We start from the raw sequence: 20,950 nt of genomic DNA on the forward strand, positions 1-20,950 counted from the left end.
AAAACACACCTGAAGCGAGTTTAACTTGCTAAAACACAAACGGTTCTAGATAAACATAGCACTAAAAAGTCCCAACTGTTTTCTTTGCACAGATAGCCCGAGCTTTTTCTGCGTCCTCACCTTTATTTTTGAGATAGCACTGTCGATAAGATTCGACGTAACGCTCAAATAACACCTTGGCTTCAGGTTTTGGTTTAAAGAGCAGTTGGTTAACGAATTTTCTTGAGCCGACCTCAAAATGCTGAGTATCGATGGGGCTATTCCAATCCCCTCCCCAGATCATAAATCCGTGATGGGCAAACAGCTCCACCACATCTTCAGCCATGCCGCGGCGTTCTATTTCATCACGCGCACGAAAGCGAGTACGGTTCACATAGCTTGTCGCAGATTGTGAAGGCTTTACCGTTATTTTTCCGTTGCTATCGAACTCTAAGAAAGGGTTTTGAACTGGGTTGATGTCTATCGCCACACCATAGGCATGCTTCGACCAACCTCCTCCGCCTGTAATAGGACGAGCGTTAAACGCACTGCTGTTGTTCGCGTCCATTGAGGCGTTATCGTCACCTCTGAATTCACGCATAAGGCGAGCAGAATAAAGAGGAAAATTACGCTGTTTGAGTTCTGAAAAGATTTGTTCAACCGCAGGTGCAACCACATCAAGCACGATCATATTGCCCTGTTGCGTTTCCCCTTTGAAATTAATGAAATCGAAATCCACTTTGGATAGTCGCTCACAACCAACAGGCGCACCACTACTCAAGACATTGTTCTTTTTCATCATGTCGCATTGCCATTGAGATATAGGAGCAACTTGAGCATAACTCGCAGCACTGAGCACAGTGGCCAGCCAGCCGACAATAAAACGTTTCATATCAAAGACTCAAAAATAGTAAGAGTGAAAAGTAGCAGAAGTTGGAAAATAGCATATTAAGCCAAGTTGAGCGCACGCTTTGTTAGCGCGTTTTGTTCCAATAAACAATCTCTCGAACTCGTCCGTTCTGGTCGACATCCGCTTCTCCACCAACATCAGAAGGCTCAGGTAAGGTCGATAATTGCGGAGCGTAATAGGCAACCAACATAAGTACGAACGCATCGTAAATATCGTCTATCGCGACGTCTTTACGCTTGGTATTTGAAATGGCCAACGACAAGCGGTCACACCATTGAGGGGCGAGTTGCTGAATAATAGAAAGCCGTTCCTCTTTGCCCTCTTGCGTTCGTTTTGAACACGCCAGCGGTTCGCCTTTCAATGCTGCAAACACCACCTCAGGATGTGACTCCCTGATAGTAAGATTGGGATGAGTTTCAATGAGCTCATCAAGCTCGCGGATCTTGGGCACAATTCCCCAAGTCTGTTTAGAAAACTTCTTATCGAGCTGCTCCACATTAGCATCACACGCTGCGATGTAATCGGTTTGGTAAACCGCCTCACGACACGGAACAGGAAAAACGGAAGAGCCACGCTTGTTGGTTAGAAAGCGCCTTGCTGCTTTATCGCATAACCTATCTGGAGTGAGCGAGTCACTAAAGCCAATCGGCATATCGATTAACGTCGTCGAACCTGTAAGTTCATCGACCAACTCATCGAGCGTGTTGACCACTTTGAACGTAGGGATCTCGTTGTTAGAGACAATCCAAGCGATCCAACCCGCCTTGCAGCCATCAATTCCGATGTATTTCATTGTGTTCTCAAATTACGTGCTCATGTTATGTACGTACTGTCGCTAACTATCGGCTTTGAATCAACTTAACTCCGGTATATATGCCCACAATGATACTCAACACAGAAAAAACACCCGCCAACGACAGCACTGGCATCGCCACTAACAGCTGAGTATCGTTCCCGCCACCTGCCATTACGGCTCCAAAGCCCATAAGCACACCAGCAACCAAGTGTTTACCCAATCGACGTATCGGACTCAACCTCAAAGAAAAAGACCCAGTAAACAACGCGGCGCTGACCATTCCAACTAACAGAGAGATCATCAATATAAAGCGCTCACTGCTTGGCCAATCTTCGGCTTTGCCGTGCCAAAGAGAAGTCCCCATAGATTTCAACAATCCACTTGGCGTCCAGTGTGGCTCATACAAGAAAACAAAGCCTGCCATTAACCCAATCCCCAACATTGAGAACCATAACTTGCGATTTACCGCATTCATGAAGTAGCAACTCACCACAATAATGAACGAAATGCCCCCAAGGAATGCATATCGGGAAAAATCAGATAAAACCAACCGAGAACCTTTTAACTCCGTCGGTAAAGCTGGAGCAAACAACAACCAAGCAACGAACCACCCTAATATGGTCGCCAACATAACCACTTCGCCACGAGCTAAACGACTCACCGTAGAGACGCCGCAACCACTATTAATTGCCGCGCCAATACCAAACAGAAAACCACCAAACAGAGAAAACAGACTCGGCCAAAACGCAGAAGATAAAGCTCGTCCTTCCACTGCCGATCCTAATGCCATAAACACCCAAGCCAATGAGCCACTAAACACAATCGCGACAATCAACATTGGTGATCCGCTTGTCGCCTCTTTTACGCCCCGAACCATGCAAAGGCCGGTAGTTTGGGCGAGGTATCCCACCAGAAAAATGCAGAGCAAAGCGAGAATAAACAACATACACAGCCTCCGAATTGCATTGATTTTATTAGTGCCGTTGGTTAAATATAGTCAGAACATCCAATAACAGCGTGCAAGCACAAGCCCGAACAGGGATAATTGTTTTGATAATTAACCGCCCTCAAACACCCAGCCGATAAAGACTAATGACCACATATTCGTATATAGACATCCCATTTAACCTGCGCCACACCTGTTGGTTTTGTGGTGAACCTTCCAATGATGTTGTTGAATTCCCTAAGACTGCACAGGCTATTGCCAAGATAGACTATTCACCGATTGCACTGCCGGCTTGTAAGGAGTGCGCGGGTGTTAGGTATGCAAAGGATCTAACCTCAATTTGGGCGGTGCGCGATCAGATAAAACACGCACTCATCGATAAGTACGCAAAGCACCTAGGCATTGGTGAGAACTGGACGGAGCAAGAGCTTATTGATTCTGATTTCTCTGGCTCGACGCTCGGTGGGTTTGGGCGCAGTGCTTGGAAGATGTATCAAATAGCCAAACAGCGAATCGACTATAAAGGTTGGCCTTTGTCCGTTGATGACATTTTAATAGAGGTCTACGACGAAACCAGTGGCTTTGAATTCGACGGTACTCGCTATGCTTCAATCAATTCATGTATCGATTATTTCACTAAGGCTGCGGGCGTAGACAAAGAGCTGCTATCTCAACTTGTCGACATAGTTTCAACAGACCGTTTTAGCTACGCACTACGAATCGCCAAGCTAAACAAGAATGTCTCTAATACCAAACGCTCAGAGATCGTCGAAGAGGTGTTACAGCAAGAGTCTGAACAAGAAGAGATACTGCTTGAACAAGCCAATTCACTGTTCAACCCGAATGTCGAAGAAGTGAGTATCTCTGGCTCAATAGCGCCTGTATTTGCCATTCAATGGGCAATGATGAATAACGTTAAAGATTTAGCTCACCTTTGTGCGATCGAGGATGATTATTTTGACTATTTCGAGCATCTTGGTGGCCCTGCGGCTTTCATGTCTTATAACGGCCTACAACTCTATTTAGAGTCGCGTCAAGATCCTGAATGGGTAGAAAAATCGGACCCAAATAAACAATATTGGTGATCATTAACCATTACTGGTGAACACGTGTAAGCTCGATAAGTGTGTCAAACATCTATTGTTAGTCTTTGTTTTATATAAAGATCTAAAAATTACCACCTATAACAGTTAATTGTTGCAATTTGGTTAAATAGAGTGAAAACTTCAAGCATCTAAAACTATTTAATCACTGCAATCTTGCGGTGAGTAAGGAGTGAATTGTGCTTGCTGTTCTTCGTATTATTTTGGCTACGGTGTTTATTATTTTCACCACCCTCTGTGCTTTTGTTTACTGCTTGTTTAGCCCCAAGAACCCCAAGCATGTTTACGTTTTCTGTCGTTGGTTCAACCAGCTACAAAAGATCGTCGGTGTAAAACTGGTGCAGCGCGGCCTAGACAATGCGCCGACATCAGAAAAAAGCGTCTACATCTCTAACCACCAAAGCATATTAGACTTTGTGACTGACCCTGGGATGCTAAGGCCTCGTACCGTTTCTTTAGGCAAGCGCGATTTGTTGTATGTGCCTTTCTTTGGTCTGCTGTATTGGATCACCGGTAACATCATGATTAACCGCGAAGATAAATCCAAAGCACGCGATACGATCAAGCAAGTGGCAGAAGCCATTCATCAGCGAAATCTGTCTGTTTGGGTTTACCCTGAAGGAACGCGCAGTAAAGGGCGTGGACTACTGCCATTCAAAACGGGCGCTTTTCGAATGGCGATTGAAGCTGGCGTGCCTATCACCCCGATGTGTACCAGCACCACACACAATAAGATTGACCTCAACCGAGTTAATAATGGCGTTGTGATCACCGAGATGCTTGAACCTATCGATGTGTCTGGATACAAGATCAGCGACGCTAGAGAACTGGCCAATCGCTGTCACGCAATCATGGCAGAAAAAATAGCAGAGCTTGATGACGAAGTGGCTCGTATAGAGGCTCAACAAAATCCAGAGCTGGATTCAGACCGTTCTTCTACGCGCTAACAAGATAGTCACAGAAGGAACAAGAGCTAACTCGCAACGAATACACTAAGTCATCGCTCAATTACTTTAAAAGACACTCAACGATCGCAACTCTCATTGTTCTTGTTTTACATGCCGGCGCTTATCCGCAAAATAAAAACAGGCGTTAATGGCTTTATAGAGCAATGGGAGTAAACGATGAAAGTGATTCACCATGGTGGCAAACATACTGTCACAGGATCTTATCACGAACTAAGAGATTCAGGCCAAGCGGTGCTCATCGACTGTGGCCTTTTTCAAGGTTCGGATGCACGTTCTCTTGATATTGAATTTGAAACTTCCCACCTCAACGCTCTGCTGCTGACCCATACCCACATTGATCATATTGGCCGATTACCTTGGTTACTCGCCAGTGGATTTAACCAGCCAATTTATTGCACGCAAGCCACCGCTGAACTCGCTCCTTTAATGATTGAGGATGGGTTAAAACTACAAGGGCTCAGCAATAAACAATCGAAGCTGATACTCAAAAAAATTCATTCGTTGATAGCTCCCAAGCCTTACGGGGAATGGTTTCCCATCACGTCCACACAGCAAAACAACGGAAAGGATCACCATAGGCCAAATACTCTGTATGCCCGTTTTCAACCTGCAGGGCATATCTTAGGTTCGGCCTATATAGAGATTAAGTTACCAAGACAAGAGGTCGTAGTCTTCTCTGGCGACTTAGGCCCAACTAACACACCACTGCTGCCCGATCCTCTGCCACCACAACAAGCCGATTACCTATTTATCGAATCAACTTACGGCACCAGTACACATGACGATATTGCAACGCGATCGGAGCGCTTGAAGGCGATCATTGATCGTTCGCTGCTTGATGGTGGCGTTATTTTAATTCCGGCTTTTAGCATCGGCAGAACACAAGAACTGCTGTTTGATATCGAAAATCTGATCTTTGAGCATCAACTCAGCAGCGATATTCCTATTATTCTCGACTCACCTATGGCTCAGAAAGTGACGCGTTCATACCGACGCTTTAAAGAGTTGTGGGGACAAGAAGCAAAGCAACGTCTTGAACTGAAACGTCACCCACTCGCTTTTGAACAATGCATTACTGTTGATGGGCATAGAATGCACAAGAAAATCGTTAACCGCCTCAAGTCGACAGGTGAACCCGCAATTGTGGTCGCAGCTTCTGGAATGTGTCAGGGCGGCAGGATAATGAACTACTTATCAGCCTTGCTTCCCGATAAACGAACCGACGTGATTTTAGCGGGCTATCAAGCGCACGGAACGCTCGGGCGAGAGCTGCAACAAGGCGAAATGCAGGTTTCTATAGATAACAAAGACGTTGAGGTTAATGCTCAAATTCATGGCATGTCTGGCTATTCTGCCCATGCTGATAAAGAAGATCTCTACCGATTTATAGAGGGCATCGCGACGCCACCGAAAGAGGTGCATTTGATTCACGGTGAGCCAAATACTCAGTCTGAGTTCGCTCAAGAACTAAAGGATCGAGGGTTTGTGGTTGTTTAAAACACGCATCAAACTAGCCACTTTCACTCAGTAAACATGAAGTCCTCAACTATCGAACCTTCAAAAAACACAGTTTCTTATACCTGCGAGATCACTCGATGCAGGTGATATATTCCAATCAAATCCATCTCACCACTCATATATCAGCCGTTCATGCTAAGCGATTTTAACCGCTGTTTTTCTCGATTTTGTCTCATCTGCATGGCTCAAATTTCCATTTTTGTATTAATCACTATTTATTCACTCTGCAAAACGCCAATAAATACGCACAGTTGCATATAAAGTTAAATGGAACGATTATCGAATTAGAACTAAGCGTTAACAAACCCCCTCTGTAACTTGCTTTATGTCACAGTAATCCTAATGCGCAGTTAAATAATTTAACACTTGGGTTACAAGTGAAGTATTGTGTTGTTCGAAAAACAATCATAAGTAAAACTAACAGGGAAAATACTCATGCAGTCATTCGTTGATTTTTTGAATGGAATAATCTGGAGCCCAGTACTTATCTACCTATGTTTAGGTGCAGGTTTGTTCTACTCCATCATGACTCGATTTGTTCAAATCCGTCACTTCTTTGAAATGTGGCGCTTGCTACTATCAGGTAAAAGCTCTGCAAAAGGCATCTCGTCTTTCCAAGCTCTTGCCGTTTCGCTATCTGGCCGTGTAGGTACAGGTAACATTGCTGGTGTTGCTGCCGCTATCGGTTTCGGTGGCCCGGGTGCAGTATTCTGGATGTGGGTTGTAGCCTTCTTTGGCGCCGCGACTGCTTACGCAGAATCTACGCTAGCGCAAATCTACAAAGAAGAAGACGAAGGCCAGTTCCGTGGCGGTCCGGCTTACTACATTGAAAAAGCAATGGGTCAAAAGTGGTACGCATGGATCTTCGCTATCTCGACTATTTTTGCATGTGGTATTTTGCTTCCAGGTGTTCAGTCAAACAGTATTGGTAATGCTGTAGAAGCTGCATTTGGCTCAGGCGACATGATTGAAACAGCTATCGGTACATTCAGTTTCGCTAAAATTTTCACTGGTACTGTTGTTGCTATCATCCTTGCTTTCATCATCTTTGGTGGTGTTAAACGTATTGCGAACTTCACACAAATTGTTGTTCCATTCATGGCATTGGCTTACATCATTATCGCGTTCGTTATCATCTTGCTAAACATCGGCCAAGTGCCAGCTGTTTTCGGAATGATTCTTGGCGATGCATTCACACCTATGGCGGGCTTTGGTGCTGCAATTGGTTGGGGTGTTAAGCGTGGTGTTTACTCAAACGAAGCAGGTCAAGGTACTGGTCCTCACGCGGCAGCAGCGGCAAATGTCGATCACCCAGCTCAGCAAGGTTTGGTACAAGCGTTCTCTATCTACATCGATACTCTTCTAGTATGTTCTGCTACAGCGTTCATGATCATCATCACTGGTGCTTACAACGTTCACGGCGGCGCTGAAGGCGTGTTCCTTGTTCAGAACCTAGCAGCAAACATTGGTGCGAATGGTCCTGTATTTACACAGCTTGCTATTGAAAGTGCACTACCAGGCATTGGTAAGCCATTCATCGCATTTGCTCTGTTCTTCTTCGCATTTACAACGATTCTTGCTTACTACTACATCGCAGAAACGAATATTGCTTACCTACGTCGTACCATCAAGATCCCTGGCATGATGTTCGTACTTAAGCTAGTTCTTATCACTGCGGTTTTCTATGGCACAGTCAAAACAGCTAACCTTGCATGGGCAATGGGTGATGTTGGTGTTGGCTTGATGGCATGGTTAAACATCGTAGGTATTCTGATCATCTTCTTCATGTCTAAGCCTGCACTTAAAGCTCTAGCAGACTACGAAGAGCAACAGAAACAAGGTGTGACTGAGTACACATTCAACCCTGTAAAACTAGGCATTAAAGGTGCTACTTACTGGGAAGAGAAGTACAAGCGTAAAACAGGTAAGTCTCCTGAAGCAGAAGCTGCAGACACTAAACCTGTAGAGCAACCTTCAGCTTAAGATTACCTTAACAAACAGATTGCTTTAATAAATAGATCGCTTTAACTCGCGCTATTAATAACGCATAAAAAAGGGGTTAGCCATTTCGGCTAACCCCTTTTGTTTTATTCATAACCAATAAACGGCTTATAACAAACTAACTGTTCCCAAGTTAGAGTATTAAGCAGCGATTTCTTGTGTTTCCATTTGAGGTGCTTTCTTCTCACCAACAGGCAGTACTGTACGGCCGTATTCGTTGTTGATTACTTGTGCCATAGCAAAGTAGATAGCTGAAGCGCCACAGAAGATACCTTCAAAACCAGCGATAGTGCCGATTAGTTCGCTGCCAGTGAAATCACGAGCTGCAAGTAGGAAGAACAAGATAGTGAGTGAACCGAATACTACTTGCTTCGCTACTGGGTAGCATAGAGAACCGATGAACATGAAGCCTGTGAAGATGCCCCATAATAGTAGGTACCAACCCATGAATGCTGCAGGGCTTGCTGGTAGACCCATGTAAGGCATTACAATCAAACCAACCAAAGACAACCAGAACAGGCCGTAAGAAGTAAACGCAGTTGTACCGAACGTGTCACCGCGTTTGAAACACATTGTGCCCACGATAACTTGGCTCAAACCACCGTAAAAAATACCCATCGCAAGGATCATTGAATCCATTGGGAAGAAACCTGCGTTGTGGATATTAAGAAGAATAGTGGTCATACCGAAACCCATTAAGCCTAGTGGCGCTGGGTTAGCTAGTTTGGTCGACATTGCGAATTTACCTTATTAAAGTGGTTGATTAAAAAAAATCGATAAAATTTGTAAGAAAATTTTAATCTATAAACCGCTCAACTAGGTAATCCAGTTATCGCAAACTAAGATTGTGTAAATGATCCTATGGAAAATTAGTTTCATAACAACGCCAATTAATTCACAGAAACTATAAGTAAGCAGATTCCCTATCACGCTATAAAAAAGATGCGAGTAACGAGATACGAGATGCGAAAAGAGTCTTTAGACTTGAGTAAGCGCCCCCTTAATAGCAAACGTAGGCAACAGAGGGCGAGCTTTTCGTTACCCGTTTACTCGCATCCCGTATCTATTCATTAGATCGTCATTCCAGAATCGAGGGACGAGATATCTGGAATCTCCTCTGAGACATAAACACCGATGATAAACGCAAGAGATTCCCTATCGCGTTCGTTCCTCACTGTAGGGAATGACGAGGTTTGGCCAGAGATGCGGGTAACGAGATACGAAGAGCGTATTGAGATTGAGTAAGCGTGAAACTAAATAGCAAACACGAGTAATAATAGGGCGAGCTTTTCGTTACCCGTTTACTCGCATCCCGTATCTATTCATTGAATCGTCATTCCAGAATCGAGGGACGAGATATCAGGAATCTCGCCCTCTCCTGTAATCTTAAATTACGCTTGTTGTGGTTTAGATTCAGGCACTTGAGATTGAACTTCTGAAGAAGCGTGTTTACTCGCATCGCGTTTAGCTAACAGAGTCACAAGGATAAGCTGAGCAACAAGAGCGCCCAACACAACCAGTGCACTTCCAGTAAAGCCTGCCACTACAAAACTAACCAAAGCGATAGAGCCGTTCATCAACGCATAAGGAAGCTGTGTCTTAAAGTGTTCAAACTGGTCACACCCAGCCCCTGTTGAAGAAAGAATCGTTGTTTCAGAGATCGGTGAGCAATGGTCACCAAACAAACCACCAGACAACACAGCGCCAATTGCGACGAGTAACGGTGCATCAATCGCAATCGCGGTTGGAATAACCAATGGCATCATAATCGCGAAGGTTCCCCACGACGATCCCGTTGCGAATGAAATAATCGCCGACAACAAAAAAGCGACCGCTGGTACTAACCAGTATGGAAAACCACTCTGCGCTTGTTCAGCAATATAAGCCGCTGCACCTAGCTCTTTACCGACTGTGCTTAACGCCCAAGCCAATACTAGAATGATCGCTACGGGCATCATGTTTCCCATGCCTTTTAAATACACTGAAACACCATCTGAAAGCTTTCTTACGCCGTAGTAAGCCATGAGTGAGATTAAGGTAATCGCCGCAAAGAAATAAGCCGATGATAAAGCTGCTCTGAACGATGAACCCGCGACCTTTTGGAACGGGAAGCCTTGAGGAACTAGCATCGCACACAACACCAGCATCATCACTAACAACGGTGCCCAGACAAAAGATGCCTTTGCATTTTTATGCGAGAACGGATTCAGTGATTCGCTATTCACGCCAGTATCGATTCCCGCTTGGCAATCACGCTCGGCTTTTGCCATTGGCCCAAAGTCTAAACCTTTAACGGACACTAACGGGACGATGAAAATCGCGAGGAATGCGTAGAACTGAAAAGGAATCGCACCGATGAAAGCATCCCAATCAGACATGTTGATATTCAACGCCGTGAACTCTTTTTGAATCAGACTCATGATGTAAACGCCCCATCCAATGAAAGGGATAAGAATAGCGACGGGCGACGAGGTTGAGTCGATGATGAATGCTAGCTTCTGTCTTGAGAGTTTCAGTTTATCGAAAAGAGGACGAAAAACAGGGCCAACAATTAAAGGGGTGCCTAAGTCTGAGAAAAATATAACGATTCCACCAAACCATGCTGAGATTTGGGCTTGGCATTTATTGCTTACCCATTGAGTAACACGTTTTGCAAACGCAACACCACCACCTGACTTCTCCATCAAGGCAACAAAGCCACCGATGAACACCAACAGCATGATCACACCTGCGTTGTAGCTGTCAGTCAATTGAGGAACTAGGTAACCTTTAACCATGGCGCCAAACGTATCAAGCGGGTTAAGTTCGCTAAACATACCAGTGAGCATTGCCACACCACTCAGCACGCCTGCAAATAGGCCTATCACTACATTCCTTGTCGCCAACGACAACACCAAAGTAATCACAATGGGGATGAGTGACGTGATATCTGTCTGTTCCATAGGTACACCTTAACCCTAAAATGAAAGAATAAATATAAATTAAATTTGAATATAAATTCACAACCTCCATTTGTACAGAACTTTATCCTCTAACTGGATAATTAGTCTTTAAATGCGCTTCAACATAGCCAAATAGACTAATAGCCCTCCTTAGATAGCCAAGTTCGAAACGAAAAAAAGCCGAAAGTAGAAACTTTCGGCTTTTGATTATTTATATCATTATGGTCGTACTACTGAACTCGTCGGTTAGACCGATTTTCAGTATTCAAACAATCAATTACAGCTAATTTCATCCCAGAACCAATTCGACTGAACAGGGCTTTCCCATACACCCGGGCCGTTTTTAGCCACGAAACACTTGCCGTTATGCGTCACTTTATCACCGTTACTCACTTGGCTAACGCCCGCTTGCCATGTGATAAACATCGATGGGTCAACGACGACAGGCGGCTCGGTAACAGGTGGTTCAACTGGTGTTGGGTCAACCGGAGCAGGATCAACAGGTGTAGGATCGACTGGCGCAGGATCGGTGACTACGGGTGGTGTTGGCTCTCCAGCAATCAACTTCCAAGGGCCTCCACTCGCAGGGTCATCCCCTTGTGTCCACCATTTCGCTTCGTAGGTTGCACCGTTGTGAGTAACTTGGTCTCCAGCGTTGTAAACCTTCGTCGCACTCCAACCGTTACCACCGGGATCAGTACCAGGGTCTACCGGATCAAGCTTATCGACCACTTTCACTTCAGGCCAACTCGCATGAGAACCATAAAAGTTGGTCACACACTTCTCGTAATCGCCAGCCACTAGCGCTGAATATGCCGTTTGGAATCCAACCAACTCACATTCAAATGAGTAGCCTTCTGGGCGGTCTGCGTAGTATTTCCAGTTGCCATCCCAGTTGGTGTACAACACATCGGTCGCGCCGTTGAGATTCAAGCTTCCGTAAGGCGTTTGCTGCCAACAAGTATTAGTTTCATCCACTTCTACCGGAATTTGATAGTGCGCCGCTAGCCCTTCCCAGTAACGAATACGGTTAACAGGTTGGCCTTTGTCTTTGTTCTGCTCCCCACACTCGATACCACCATTAATCACATTGATCGTGGTACCAAATCCATAACCAATGCCCGCATCTAATTCGCGTTGAGAGGGCGTCCAAGTACGGTCAATCACGTGCAGCATGGCTGGTTTGGGTGCTTGAGGAGTAAGGAAGAACCAGATAGCAGAAGCCAAGTTCAGCCAAGAATCAGCGACTAAGCCCGGATTATTCAGTAACACCGTTGCATCGCCATCAAACATCACTTCCGAGAAAGCGCCGTAGTTAAAATGGTAAGAAAGCTGTTTAGCACCACGCCCAAAGTAACCCTGCCCCGCGGCACAAGGCCAACGAGCATTCTGCCAATCGTTCTGACCACAACCTGTGGTATAACCTTCTTGGCCTTCAGACCAACCCATTTCACGAACATGCACCAGCGCTTGCTGCCACTCTTCTAGAGCTAATGGGTTATCAGAGGTGTTGTCTATCGCGATGTGACCGCCCGTCTCTTGTGAGAAATGAGCAAAGGCCGTAATGATGGACTTTTTACAAATGGCGTCGGAGTCACGGCCGTCGGTGTACTCTCCACAGAAGGCTGGGAATTTGCCAATCGCACGTAAGAAGCGAGTGTAAGTATATTCTGGCGCTGCCATCTGAGTGAGGAAATCCCATTCAGATTGGGGGAATACACGCTCGACTCGTTTCACGTTTTCAGGATTCGAGGCTAAGCCCGGTTCTATCGCTTCAACAATACTATTGGGACGAGTCTGTAATGCTTGTGACCAGATCGCATACATAGGATCGGATGTTTTCGCTTGTTCAGCAGCTTGTAGGGCCGACTTTTCAACAAGGTAACCATTCGGGTTTTGCGGATCAGGTTGGATGTTCAAAGACGCATGACTTTGCGCTGCCAATGTGCAGCCGAGCACTGTCGCCAAATATTTGATTTTTAACATGATGGATTCTCTTATCTGTCCTTAATAAGTCCATCAAAGAGTATGCTTCACATGTGAAATGGCCTAGCTGTAGCGGTGTGAATTTATAAAAAGTGCGAGTGATCTTTTTGATATATAGCTCAACACAACAAAGCGTCTCATGGTTTCTTGAGCTGATATCTAGTTTCCAACTGATTTGGTGTTTAGTTGTCAGCTATAAGCTTTTAATACCCTGAGTCAGAAATAAAAAAGCCCCGAACTGAGTTCGAGGCTTTTAATAACTAAGTCAAATCATGGCTAAGTCAAATAACAGCTAAATCAAAACTGGTTAAATCTCTAAGAGATTATTCCCACTCGATAGTTGCTGGTGGCTTACCAGAAATATCGTAAACAACACGTGAAATGCCGTTAACTTCGTTGATAATACGGTTAGAAACCTTACCTAGGAAGTCGTATGGTAGGTGTGCCCAGTGAGCAGTCATGAAGTCGATAGTTTCTACAGCACGTAGAGATACAACCCAATCGTACTTACGGCCATCGCCCATTACGCCAACTGAACGTACTGGTAGGAATACCGTGAATGCTTGAGATACTTTGTGGTAAAGGTCAGCAGCGTGAAGCTCTTCAATGAAGATAGCATCAGCACGACGCAGTAAATCACAGTACTCTTTCTTCACTTCGCCAAGTACACGAACACCTAGACCTGGACCCGGGAATGGGTGGCGGTAAAGCATGTTGTATGGAAGACCAAGCTCTAGGCCGATCTTACGTACTTCATCTTTAAACAGCTCACGCAGAGGCTCAACAAGGCCCATTTCCATATCATCAGGAAGGCCACCAACGTTGTGGTGAGATTTGATTACGTGTGCTTTGCCAGTCTTAGATGCTGCAGACTCGATGACGTCTGGGTAGATAGTACCCTGAGCAAGCCATTTAGCATTCTTCAGCTTCTTAGACTCTTCGTCGAAGATATCTACGAATACGTGACCGATGATCTTACGTTTCGCTTCTGGTTCAGCTTCACCTTCCAGAGCGTTAAGGAAACGTTCTTCAGCATCAACTTTAATGATGTTAAGGCCGAATTTGTCACCAAACATGTCCATAACCTGCTCGCCTTCGTTTAAACGAAGAAGGCCGTTATCAACAAATACACATGTTAGTTTGTCGCCGATAGCACGGTGAGCAAGCATCGCTACTACTGATGAATCAACACCACCAGAAAGACCAAGGATAACTTCGTCGTCACCTACTTGTTCTTTAATACGTGCAACTGCATCTTCAATGATAGACGCTGAAGTCCACAGACCTTCACAACCACACGCGTTAAGAACGAAGTTCTCAAGCATTTTTAGGCCGTTTTTAGTGTGCGTTACTTCTGGGTGAAATTGAACACCGTAGTATTTCTTATCTTCGTTTGCCATTGCTGCGTATGGGCAAGTGTCTGTCTCTGCGATTTTTGTAAAATCAGCAGGGATTTCAACTACTTTGTCACCGTGGCTCATCCAAACATCTTGAGTCGTCTCAAGGTCAGCGAAAAGTGCAGATTCACCCGTAACTTGTACCGCTGCGTAGCCGAACTCGCGCTCAGTAGACGTTGCTACTTTACCGCCAAGTTGCTCAGCCATCGTTTGCATGCCGTAGCAGATACCGAAGACAGGAACACCTGAATCAAATACGTACTGAGGTGCACGTGGAGAATTCTCTTCCGTTACACTTTCAGGGCCACCAGATAGGATGATGCCGTCTGGATTGAATTCACGAATATCCGCTTCTTCTACGTCCCAGCTCCAAAGTTCACAGTAAACACCGATCTCACGAATACGACGAGCTACTAGCTGTGTGTATTGAGAACCGAAGTCCAGAATTAGAATACGTTGGTCATGAATATTTTTAGTCATTGTAAGCAGTCTTATTGGCTATGTGATAAAACGGAGGCGAGTTTACTCACCTCTGATTAACTCTTCAAGAAATAAAGCAAACGTTTTCGTTAGATATCTTTAACCACGTGTTTTGAGAAAATCGGACTTTTAACAAAACAGACGGTAGATAAAATAATGTGCCGACTAAATCAGCACATTATTCAAACGTTCGGACGTATTATTAACCTAAACGGTAGTTAGGTGCTTCTTTCGTGATTTGAACATCGTGTACGTGAGATTCTTTCATGCCCGCACCAGAGATACGAACAAACTCAGCTTTAGTACGCATGTCTTCAACAGTTGCAGAACCCGTTAGGCCCATGCTTGAGCGTAAGCCGCCCATCTGTTGGTGAACGATCTCTTTTAGACGACCTTTGTATGCGATACGACCTTCAATACCTTCTGGAACAAGCTTGTCTGCAGCGTTGTCAGATTGGAAGTAACGATCAGAAGAACCTTGAGACATAGCGCCAAGAGAACCCATACCACGGTAAGACTTGTAAGAACGACCGTTATAAAGGATAACTTCACCCGGTGCTTCTTCAGTACCCGCGAACATTGAACCAACCATCACACAAGATGCGCCAGCAACGATAGCTTTACAGATATCGCCAGAGAAGCGAATGCCGCCATCTGCGATTACTGGAATACCGTATTCGTTAGCCACTTCAGCTGCGTCTGCGATTGCTGTTACTTGAGGAACACCAACACCAGTAACGATGCGAGTCGTACAGATTGAACCCGGGCCGATACCTACTTTAACCGCACTAACACCCGCTTCGATAAGAGCACGAGCGCCAGCGCCAGTTGCTACGTTACCACCGATGATTTGTAGATCAGGGTATGCAGCACGCGTATCACGGATACGGTTAAGTACGCCTTCAGAGTGACCGTGTGAAGAGTCGATAAGTAGAACGTCTACGCCAGCTTCAACTAGAGCAGCAACGCGCTCTTCGTTACCAGCACCAGCACCAACAGCTGCACCTACACGTAGGCTGCCGCGCTCATCTTTACAAGCGTTTGGTTTACGTTCTGCTTTATGGAAATCTTTTGCAGTGATCATTCCCGTTAGTTGGAAGTCATCATTTACAACAAGAACTTTTTCAACGCGCGCTTCGTGCATTTTCTCTTGAACTTCTTCACGAGTTGCACCTTCTTTAACAGAAGCAAGGCGAGCTTTAGGCGTCATTACTACATCAACTTTCTTAGAAAGGTCAGTCACAAAGCGAACGTCACGGCCAGTAATAATACCAACAAGTTCGTTTGTTTCAGTAACAACAGGGAAACCGGCAAAGCCGTGTTTTTGAGTAAGGGCTACAACATCAGCGATTGTCGCATCAGGGTTTACAGTAACAGGGTGAGAAACCACACCTGCTTCGTAAATTTTAACCTGGCGAACCATTTCTGCTTGCTGTTCAATAGACATGTTCTTATGAATGAAGCCTATTCCGCCTTCTTGTGCCAGTGCAATCGCTAGGCGAGCTTCTGTCACAGTATCCATCGATGCAGAGATCATTGGGATGTTTAGGGAAATATTCTTCGTCAGCTGAGTGCGAAGATCAGCTGTATTAGGGAGAACGGTGGAGTGTGCTGGCACTAGCAGTACGTCGTCGAATGTCAGCGCTTCTTTGGCAATTCTTAGCATTTGCAATATCTCACAATAATAGGAGTAAAAAGAAACAATCCAATCTCATCGTTTCGCCTAATGAGGGCAGCCAATTAAGGAAAATCAAACTGCATTTGGATTAGATATTGCGGACGGATTATACGGCCAACGAAATCGCTTGGCTACACATTTTTGTGTTTTTAATTTGCATTTACCCCCTTGCTATGTATTATATTGCCGCTATCTTCCATACTCACGCCCTGTGAGATTCCAAGAAAGACCTTCCTTCAAGGAAAGATAGTGCTTCTATGACTAATCCAAACATCTTTACTGTTTCTCGCCTCAACTCAGAGGTTCGTCTCCTATTAGAAAACGAAATGGGAATAGTCTGGCTCGTTGGTGAAATCTCAAATTTCTCTGCACCTGTCTCTGGTCACTGGTACCTCACGCTTAAAGACTCTCGCGCTCAAGTTAAGTGCGCTATGTTTCGTGGCAATAACCGCCGTGTAACGTTTAAGCCTCAGAACGGTAATCAAGTTCTAGTCAAAGCTCGTCTTTCTCTTTATGAGCCACGCGGTGACTATCAACTCATCATCGAAAGCATGCAGCCAGAGGGTGACGGTAAGCTTCAGCAAGAGTTTGAAAAACTTAAGATGAACTTGGCGGCGGAAGGCTTATTTGCTCAGTCCAGTAAACAAATTCTGCCAGAACATCCTAAGTGCGTCGGTGTCATCACCTCTAAAACAGGCGCAGCCCTCTTCGATATTCTCGATGTTCTCAAGAGACGCGACCCTTCATTGCCAGTCATCGTATATCCGACCATGGTACAAGGTGAAGGAGCTTCGATTCAGATCGCTCAAGCGATTGGGCGTGCGAATGAGCGCGACGAATGTGATGTATTGATCGTTGGTCGTGGTGGCGGTTCATTAGAAGACTTATGGTGTTTCAATAACGAGATCGTCGCTCGCACAATTGCAGCAAGCCAAATACCGATTATCAGCGCCGTTGGCCACGAAGTTGACGTCACTATCGCCGATTTCGTCGCAGACATGCGAGCTCCAACGCCATCAGCAGCCGCTGAATTGGTTAGCCGTGACAACAGTCATAAAGAGCAAGCTTATGCGTCTAAACGTGCTCGTTTAGTGAGTGCGATTCGTCATGTGCTAATCAAACAAGCACAATCAACTCAAACGTTGAAATACCGCTTAGAGAAACAACACCCGAGCTACCAACTGCAAAAGCAGAGTCAGCAGCTTGATGACCTAGACATGCGTTTGCGTCGTGGTATGACTCAATACCTAAAACAACATGCACAGCGTGTTGAACGTAAACAGCACCAGCTTCAGCTGAACTCACCAGTAAAGCGCCTTGGTGAACAAAAACTGCATCTACAACGTTCAGAGCAAAAACTATTGGATGCAATGGATAAAACACTGCTAACCACTCGCCACCAGCTAGCCATGGCTGCCGAGAAGTTAGAGACCGTTAGTCCACTTGCTACCCTAAAGCGTGGCTACAGCATTACTCATTCAGCATCGAGTAAGACCGTGTCATCGATTAACGACGTCGAAGTTGGTGAAGTGATCACCACCCAAATTGAAGACGGTGTAATTGAATCGCAAGTAACAACAAGAGTCGCGAAGAGCGAGCTTTAGATTCAACTAGGACGTTAAAAATCATTTAAAACCAGAAAGCCCTATCGAATAATCGACAGGGCTTTTTTGTATCTACTGGCTTCAAAAGAAAACGAACGGATTCAAATCCTACTCAGTCGTAGAAGACTCCTTCATCGTCAGCATCCCTTCCGTCACAATAAAGTTGATGATGAAATCTAAGCCTTGGCTCTCTTTTAGGTTGGTGAACACATATGGCTTGGTTGGACGCATGCGTTGTGTGTCTTGCTCCATCACCTCAAGTGACGCACCAACATACGGTGCTAAATCGATCTTGTTGATGACTAGCAGATCAGAACGCGTAATACCCGGCCCGCCTTTACGTGGGATCTTCTCCCCTTCTGCTACATCGATTACATAGATAGTCAGGTCGGCTAATTCAGGACTGAACGTGGCACTGAGGTTGTCGCCACCGCTTTCGACGAACACCACATCGAGGTTCTTATGTAACTTAGCAAGCTCTTCTACGGCAGCTAAGTTCATCGACGCATCTTCACGGATCGCCGTGTGCGGACAGCCCCCCGTTTCAACACCAATGATGCGATCTGGTTCCAGCGCTTCTGCTCGCGTGAGTATCTTTGCGTCTTCTTGGGTGTAGATATCATTGGTTACGACGGCAATGTTGAGCTTGTCTCTAATAGCCTTACATAGAACCTCTAACAATGCTGTTTTACCAGACCCTACCGGGCCGCCAATACCAATTCGAAGTGGTTGCTTATAACTTTCCATTGTCTACTTCCTTATATTCTTTTTGCTACATCGTTCGCGCTAACCGCTACGAACGAAATAGTCGTGTGTATTGTGTTTCGTGCAGTGAACTCGCTAATGCCATCGAAGGCGAAAAGCTGCCTATCATCCAATCTTCTATCGAGCGTGCTTTCTCAATGATCTCGGGAAACGTGTTGGTGATATTAATCAATGCCAACTGACCATCGGTTTGCCCTAAAGGCACCAGTTTCACGCCTGCGGTAACGATGTTTTCAAGCCAACTCCATAAATAACCTTGTTTGAGGCTTTCTAAATCAATACCCCAATGTTGAGCTGCCATACACATTCCCAACAATTGGTTTGGATGACTATCAACAGAATCCACCAGCGAAATATCGATATCCAAGCGCTTCAACAAGGTGTTCAATGCATGCCCACGCTGCTTTTCTTCCGCTCGCAATTCACTGGTTTCACGGCTTGAGTATAAGTAGTTACACCAATGCTCAATCTCATCGATTTCACCCTTTTCTAGCGCGTGATAAAGACGCTCTAAGATGGGTAATTCCAAAGTCGCGACACTGGAACTAACGATGGTATTGAGCCACTGCTCCATGCTGTTGCGATCGGTCACCCACCCCGCTTCAACCGCTAACTCTAAACCTTGCGAGTAAGTGAACCCACCAATTGGCAATGACGGACTGATCAATTGAAACAGACGATAGATGGCGACATTTTCTGTTGTGGTCATAACCGTGCCCTCAGTCTTCTAGAATCAAATAAGTTCGAGAGCCTACGCGCCTAACAGCAATAGTGCGCTTGCTGAAGCCACGCCGACTGACAACCATTTAGAGTAAACCGCGCGACCAACAAAAGTACCGATAACCATCAGAGCCAAAGCACTGATACTCATGCCTGTTGCGAACTGAGTCAGGTTGCTCGCGGCTTCAACGCCGTGTGCGTAACCATGGAAAAACAACATAGCAATCGAAGCGACTAATACGCTGTTCACACGCTTGGTTGATGGTGAGAACACGTGCCATAAACATAAGCTGACAATGAACAGAGAAGCGATAATGGCAGGCTCAACAATCACAGAGAAACCTAGGGCTTGGCCTGCGATAAGCCCTACCACCAAAGACACCAATCCACCGCCAATCAGAGCTGCTTTTGTCTTGGTGGAAAATGACAGTGCGCCAATTAATAAACCGAAAGCGATCAGCATGATCAGATGATCCATACCAGTCACAGGGTGAGTTAAGCCAGACATAAACGAGTGAGACTCATGAACTGAATGCGCTCCATGTCCTGGGTGAGCGAAAGCCATCGTTGATGTTGTTAGAGAAGCTATTGTGAAAGTGCATAAGCCTGCAGCTGTTTTAAAATTCATCGCGAGTTCCTTGCGTTTATAGTTATTAATATCGTGGTTGTATCTAATAAATGGGTGAGTCTCAAATGACTCGATTAATGATGGTGATGATGTCCACCAGAGCGACCGCCATAAGCACCGCCTTCTGGTTCAAACGGTTGTTTCTCGGTGGTCACTTTCGCGCCTAAGCCTTCAACCATTTCATCTAAAACATGGTCGTGTTGATAACGAACCCAACCCGCTTCCACTTGCAGCGGAACATGACGGTTACCAAGGTGATACGCCACTCGCGTTAACAGGAGCAAGTCTTCACAGTAAACAGTCGAAACGGTTTCTGGTGCCGCTTTCACTTCTACGACTAAACCGCATTCACTTGAGAGTTGTTCGCCGCCACGCAAGATATGACCTCGTGGTAGAAACAGGCCGGCATTACGCCCGTCATCGAGCATCACCTTAAGACGACTTTTAATGCGGCTATCGATCGGCAGGCTTAAGTAGCCGTCCGGTGCATTTTGTATTTTAGTATTCAGTTGAGTCAGTTCAATCATGC

At 45.4% G+C, this 20,950-nt stretch carries 17 protein-coding genes; 5 read left to right on the forward strand and 12 right to left on the reverse strand.

What is annotated here, in order from left to right; translation table 11 throughout:
- Positions 1 to 61: 61 nt before the first annotated feature.
- The 3 genes from AACU28_RS21380 to AACU28_RS21390 form a co-directional block, all read right to left on the reverse strand.
- Positions 62 to 871 carry a M15 family metallopeptidase gene (locus tag AACU28_RS21380; protein WP_121603564.1) on the reverse strand — a complete coding sequence of 270 codons (810 nt, stop codon included), beginning with the start codon at positions 869 to 871 and terminating at the stop codon, positions 62 to 64.
- Positions 872 to 953: 82 nt separating this feature from the next.
- A complete protein-coding gene (locus AACU28_RS21385) occupies positions 954 to 1,682 on the reverse strand; it encodes a DUF429 domain-containing protein (protein WP_121603565.1) in 729 nt (242 codons plus the stop codon).
- 46 nt (positions 1,683 to 1,728) lie between these two features.
- A complete protein-coding gene (locus AACU28_RS21390) occupies positions 1,729 to 2,562 on the reverse strand; it encodes a YeeE/YedE thiosulfate transporter family protein (RefSeq protein ID WP_371690344.1) in 834 nt (277 codons plus the stop codon).
- A 215-nt stretch (positions 2,563 to 2,777) separates the two neighbouring features.
- Here AACU28_RS21390 and AACU28_RS21395 point away from each other — a divergent pair, with 215 nt between their 5' ends.
- The 4 genes from AACU28_RS21395 (at position 2,778) to AACU28_RS21410 (ending at position 8,203) form a co-directional block, all read left to right on the forward strand.
- Positions 2,778 to 3,716, forward strand: coding sequence for a hypothetical protein (locus tag AACU28_RS21395; RefSeq protein ID WP_121603566.1), 939 nt, complete (start codon positions 2,778 to 2,780; stop codon positions 3,714 to 3,716).
- A 197-nt stretch (positions 3,717 to 3,913) separates the two neighbouring features.
- The gene (locus tag AACU28_RS21400; protein WP_121603567.1) at positions 3,914 to 4,681 is read left to right on the forward strand and encodes a 1-acylglycerol-3-phosphate O-acyltransferase; all 768 of its coding nucleotides are present in this window, start codon (positions 3,914 to 3,916) and stop codon (positions 4,679 to 4,681) included.
- Between the two features lie 177 nt (positions 4,682 to 4,858).
- On the forward strand, positions 4,859 to 6,199 hold the full coding sequence (locus AACU28_RS21405) for an MBL fold metallo-hydrolase (protein ID WP_121603568.1): 1,341 nt from the start codon (positions 4,859 to 4,861) through the stop codon (positions 6,197 to 6,199).
- Positions 6,200 to 6,655: 456 nt separating this feature from the next.
- Positions 6,656 to 8,203: an alanine/glycine:cation symporter family protein gene (locus AACU28_RS21410; protein WP_017084421.1), complete on the forward strand. Its 1,548-nt coding sequence runs from the start codon at positions 6,656 to 6,658 to the stop codon at positions 8,201 to 8,203.
- Between the two features lie 159 nt (positions 8,204 to 8,362).
- Here AACU28_RS21410 and AACU28_RS21415 read toward each other — a convergent pair whose 3' ends face one another.
- The 5 genes from AACU28_RS21415 to guaB form a co-directional block, all read right to left on the reverse strand.
- Entirely contained in the window at positions 8,363 to 8,956 is a 594-nt protein-coding gene (locus AACU28_RS21415; protein ID WP_108195564.1) for an acetate uptake transporter, read from the reverse strand.
- 656 nt (positions 8,957 to 9,612) lie between these two features.
- The gene (locus tag AACU28_RS21420; protein ID WP_121603569.1) at positions 9,613 to 11,163 is read right to left on the reverse strand and encodes a Na+/H+ antiporter NhaC family protein; all 1,551 of its coding nucleotides are present in this window, start codon (positions 11,161 to 11,163) and stop codon (positions 9,613 to 9,615) included.
- Positions 11,164 to 11,436: 273 nt separating this feature from the next.
- Positions 11,437 to 13,149 carry a chitinase gene (locus AACU28_RS21425; RefSeq protein WP_121603570.1) on the reverse strand — a complete coding sequence of 571 codons (1,713 nt, stop codon included), beginning with the start codon at positions 13,147 to 13,149 and terminating at the stop codon, positions 11,437 to 11,439.
- 323 nt (positions 13,150 to 13,472) lie between these two features.
- Positions 13,473 to 15,026, reverse strand: coding sequence for a glutamine-hydrolyzing GMP synthase (gene guaA / locus AACU28_RS21430; RefSeq protein WP_017079884.1), 1,554 nt, complete (start codon positions 15,024 to 15,026; stop codon positions 13,473 to 13,475).
- Between the two features lie 202 nt (positions 15,027 to 15,228).
- Positions 15,229 to 16,692, reverse strand: coding sequence for an IMP dehydrogenase (guaB, locus tag AACU28_RS21435; protein WP_004735127.1), 1,464 nt, complete (start codon positions 16,690 to 16,692; stop codon positions 15,229 to 15,231).
- A 269-nt stretch (positions 16,693 to 16,961) separates the two neighbouring features.
- On the opposite strand from guaB, the gene xseA reads away from it, so the two are divergent.
- The gene (gene xseA, locus AACU28_RS21440) at positions 16,962 to 18,308 is read left to right on the forward strand and encodes an exodeoxyribonuclease VII large subunit (protein WP_121603571.1); all 1,347 of its coding nucleotides are present in this window, start codon (positions 16,962 to 16,964) and stop codon (positions 18,306 to 18,308) included.
- Positions 18,309 to 18,416: 108 nt separating this feature from the next.
- On the opposite strand, the gene ureG is transcribed toward xseA, so the two are convergent.
- The 4 genes from ureG to ureE form a co-directional block, all read right to left on the reverse strand.
- A complete protein-coding gene (ureG, locus tag AACU28_RS21445; RefSeq protein ID WP_121603572.1) occupies positions 18,417 to 19,055 on the reverse strand; it encodes an urease accessory protein UreG in 639 nt (212 codons plus the stop codon).
- 46 nt (positions 19,056 to 19,101) lie between these two features.
- Positions 19,102 to 19,782 carry an urease accessory protein UreF gene (locus AACU28_RS21450; RefSeq protein ID WP_054542213.1) on the reverse strand — a complete coding sequence of 227 codons (681 nt, stop codon included), beginning with the start codon at positions 19,780 to 19,782 and terminating at the stop codon, positions 19,102 to 19,104.
- Between the two features lie 42 nt (positions 19,783 to 19,824).
- Positions 19,825 to 20,421: a HupE/UreJ family protein gene (locus tag AACU28_RS21455; protein ID WP_121603573.1), complete on the reverse strand. Its 597-nt coding sequence runs from the start codon at positions 20,419 to 20,421 to the stop codon at positions 19,825 to 19,827.
- Between the two features lie 74 nt (positions 20,422 to 20,495).
- Positions 20,496 to 20,948 carry an urease accessory protein UreE gene (ureE, locus tag AACU28_RS21460; protein WP_017080288.1) on the reverse strand — a complete coding sequence of 151 codons (453 nt, stop codon included), beginning with the start codon at positions 20,946 to 20,948 and terminating at the stop codon, positions 20,496 to 20,498.
- Positions 20,949 to 20,950 lie beyond the last annotated feature (2 nt).

The organism is Vibrio sp. SBT000027, from assembly GCF_963894355.1.
Lineage (GTDB): Bacteria > Pseudomonadota > Gammaproteobacteria > Enterobacterales > Vibrionaceae > Vibrio > Vibrio splendidus.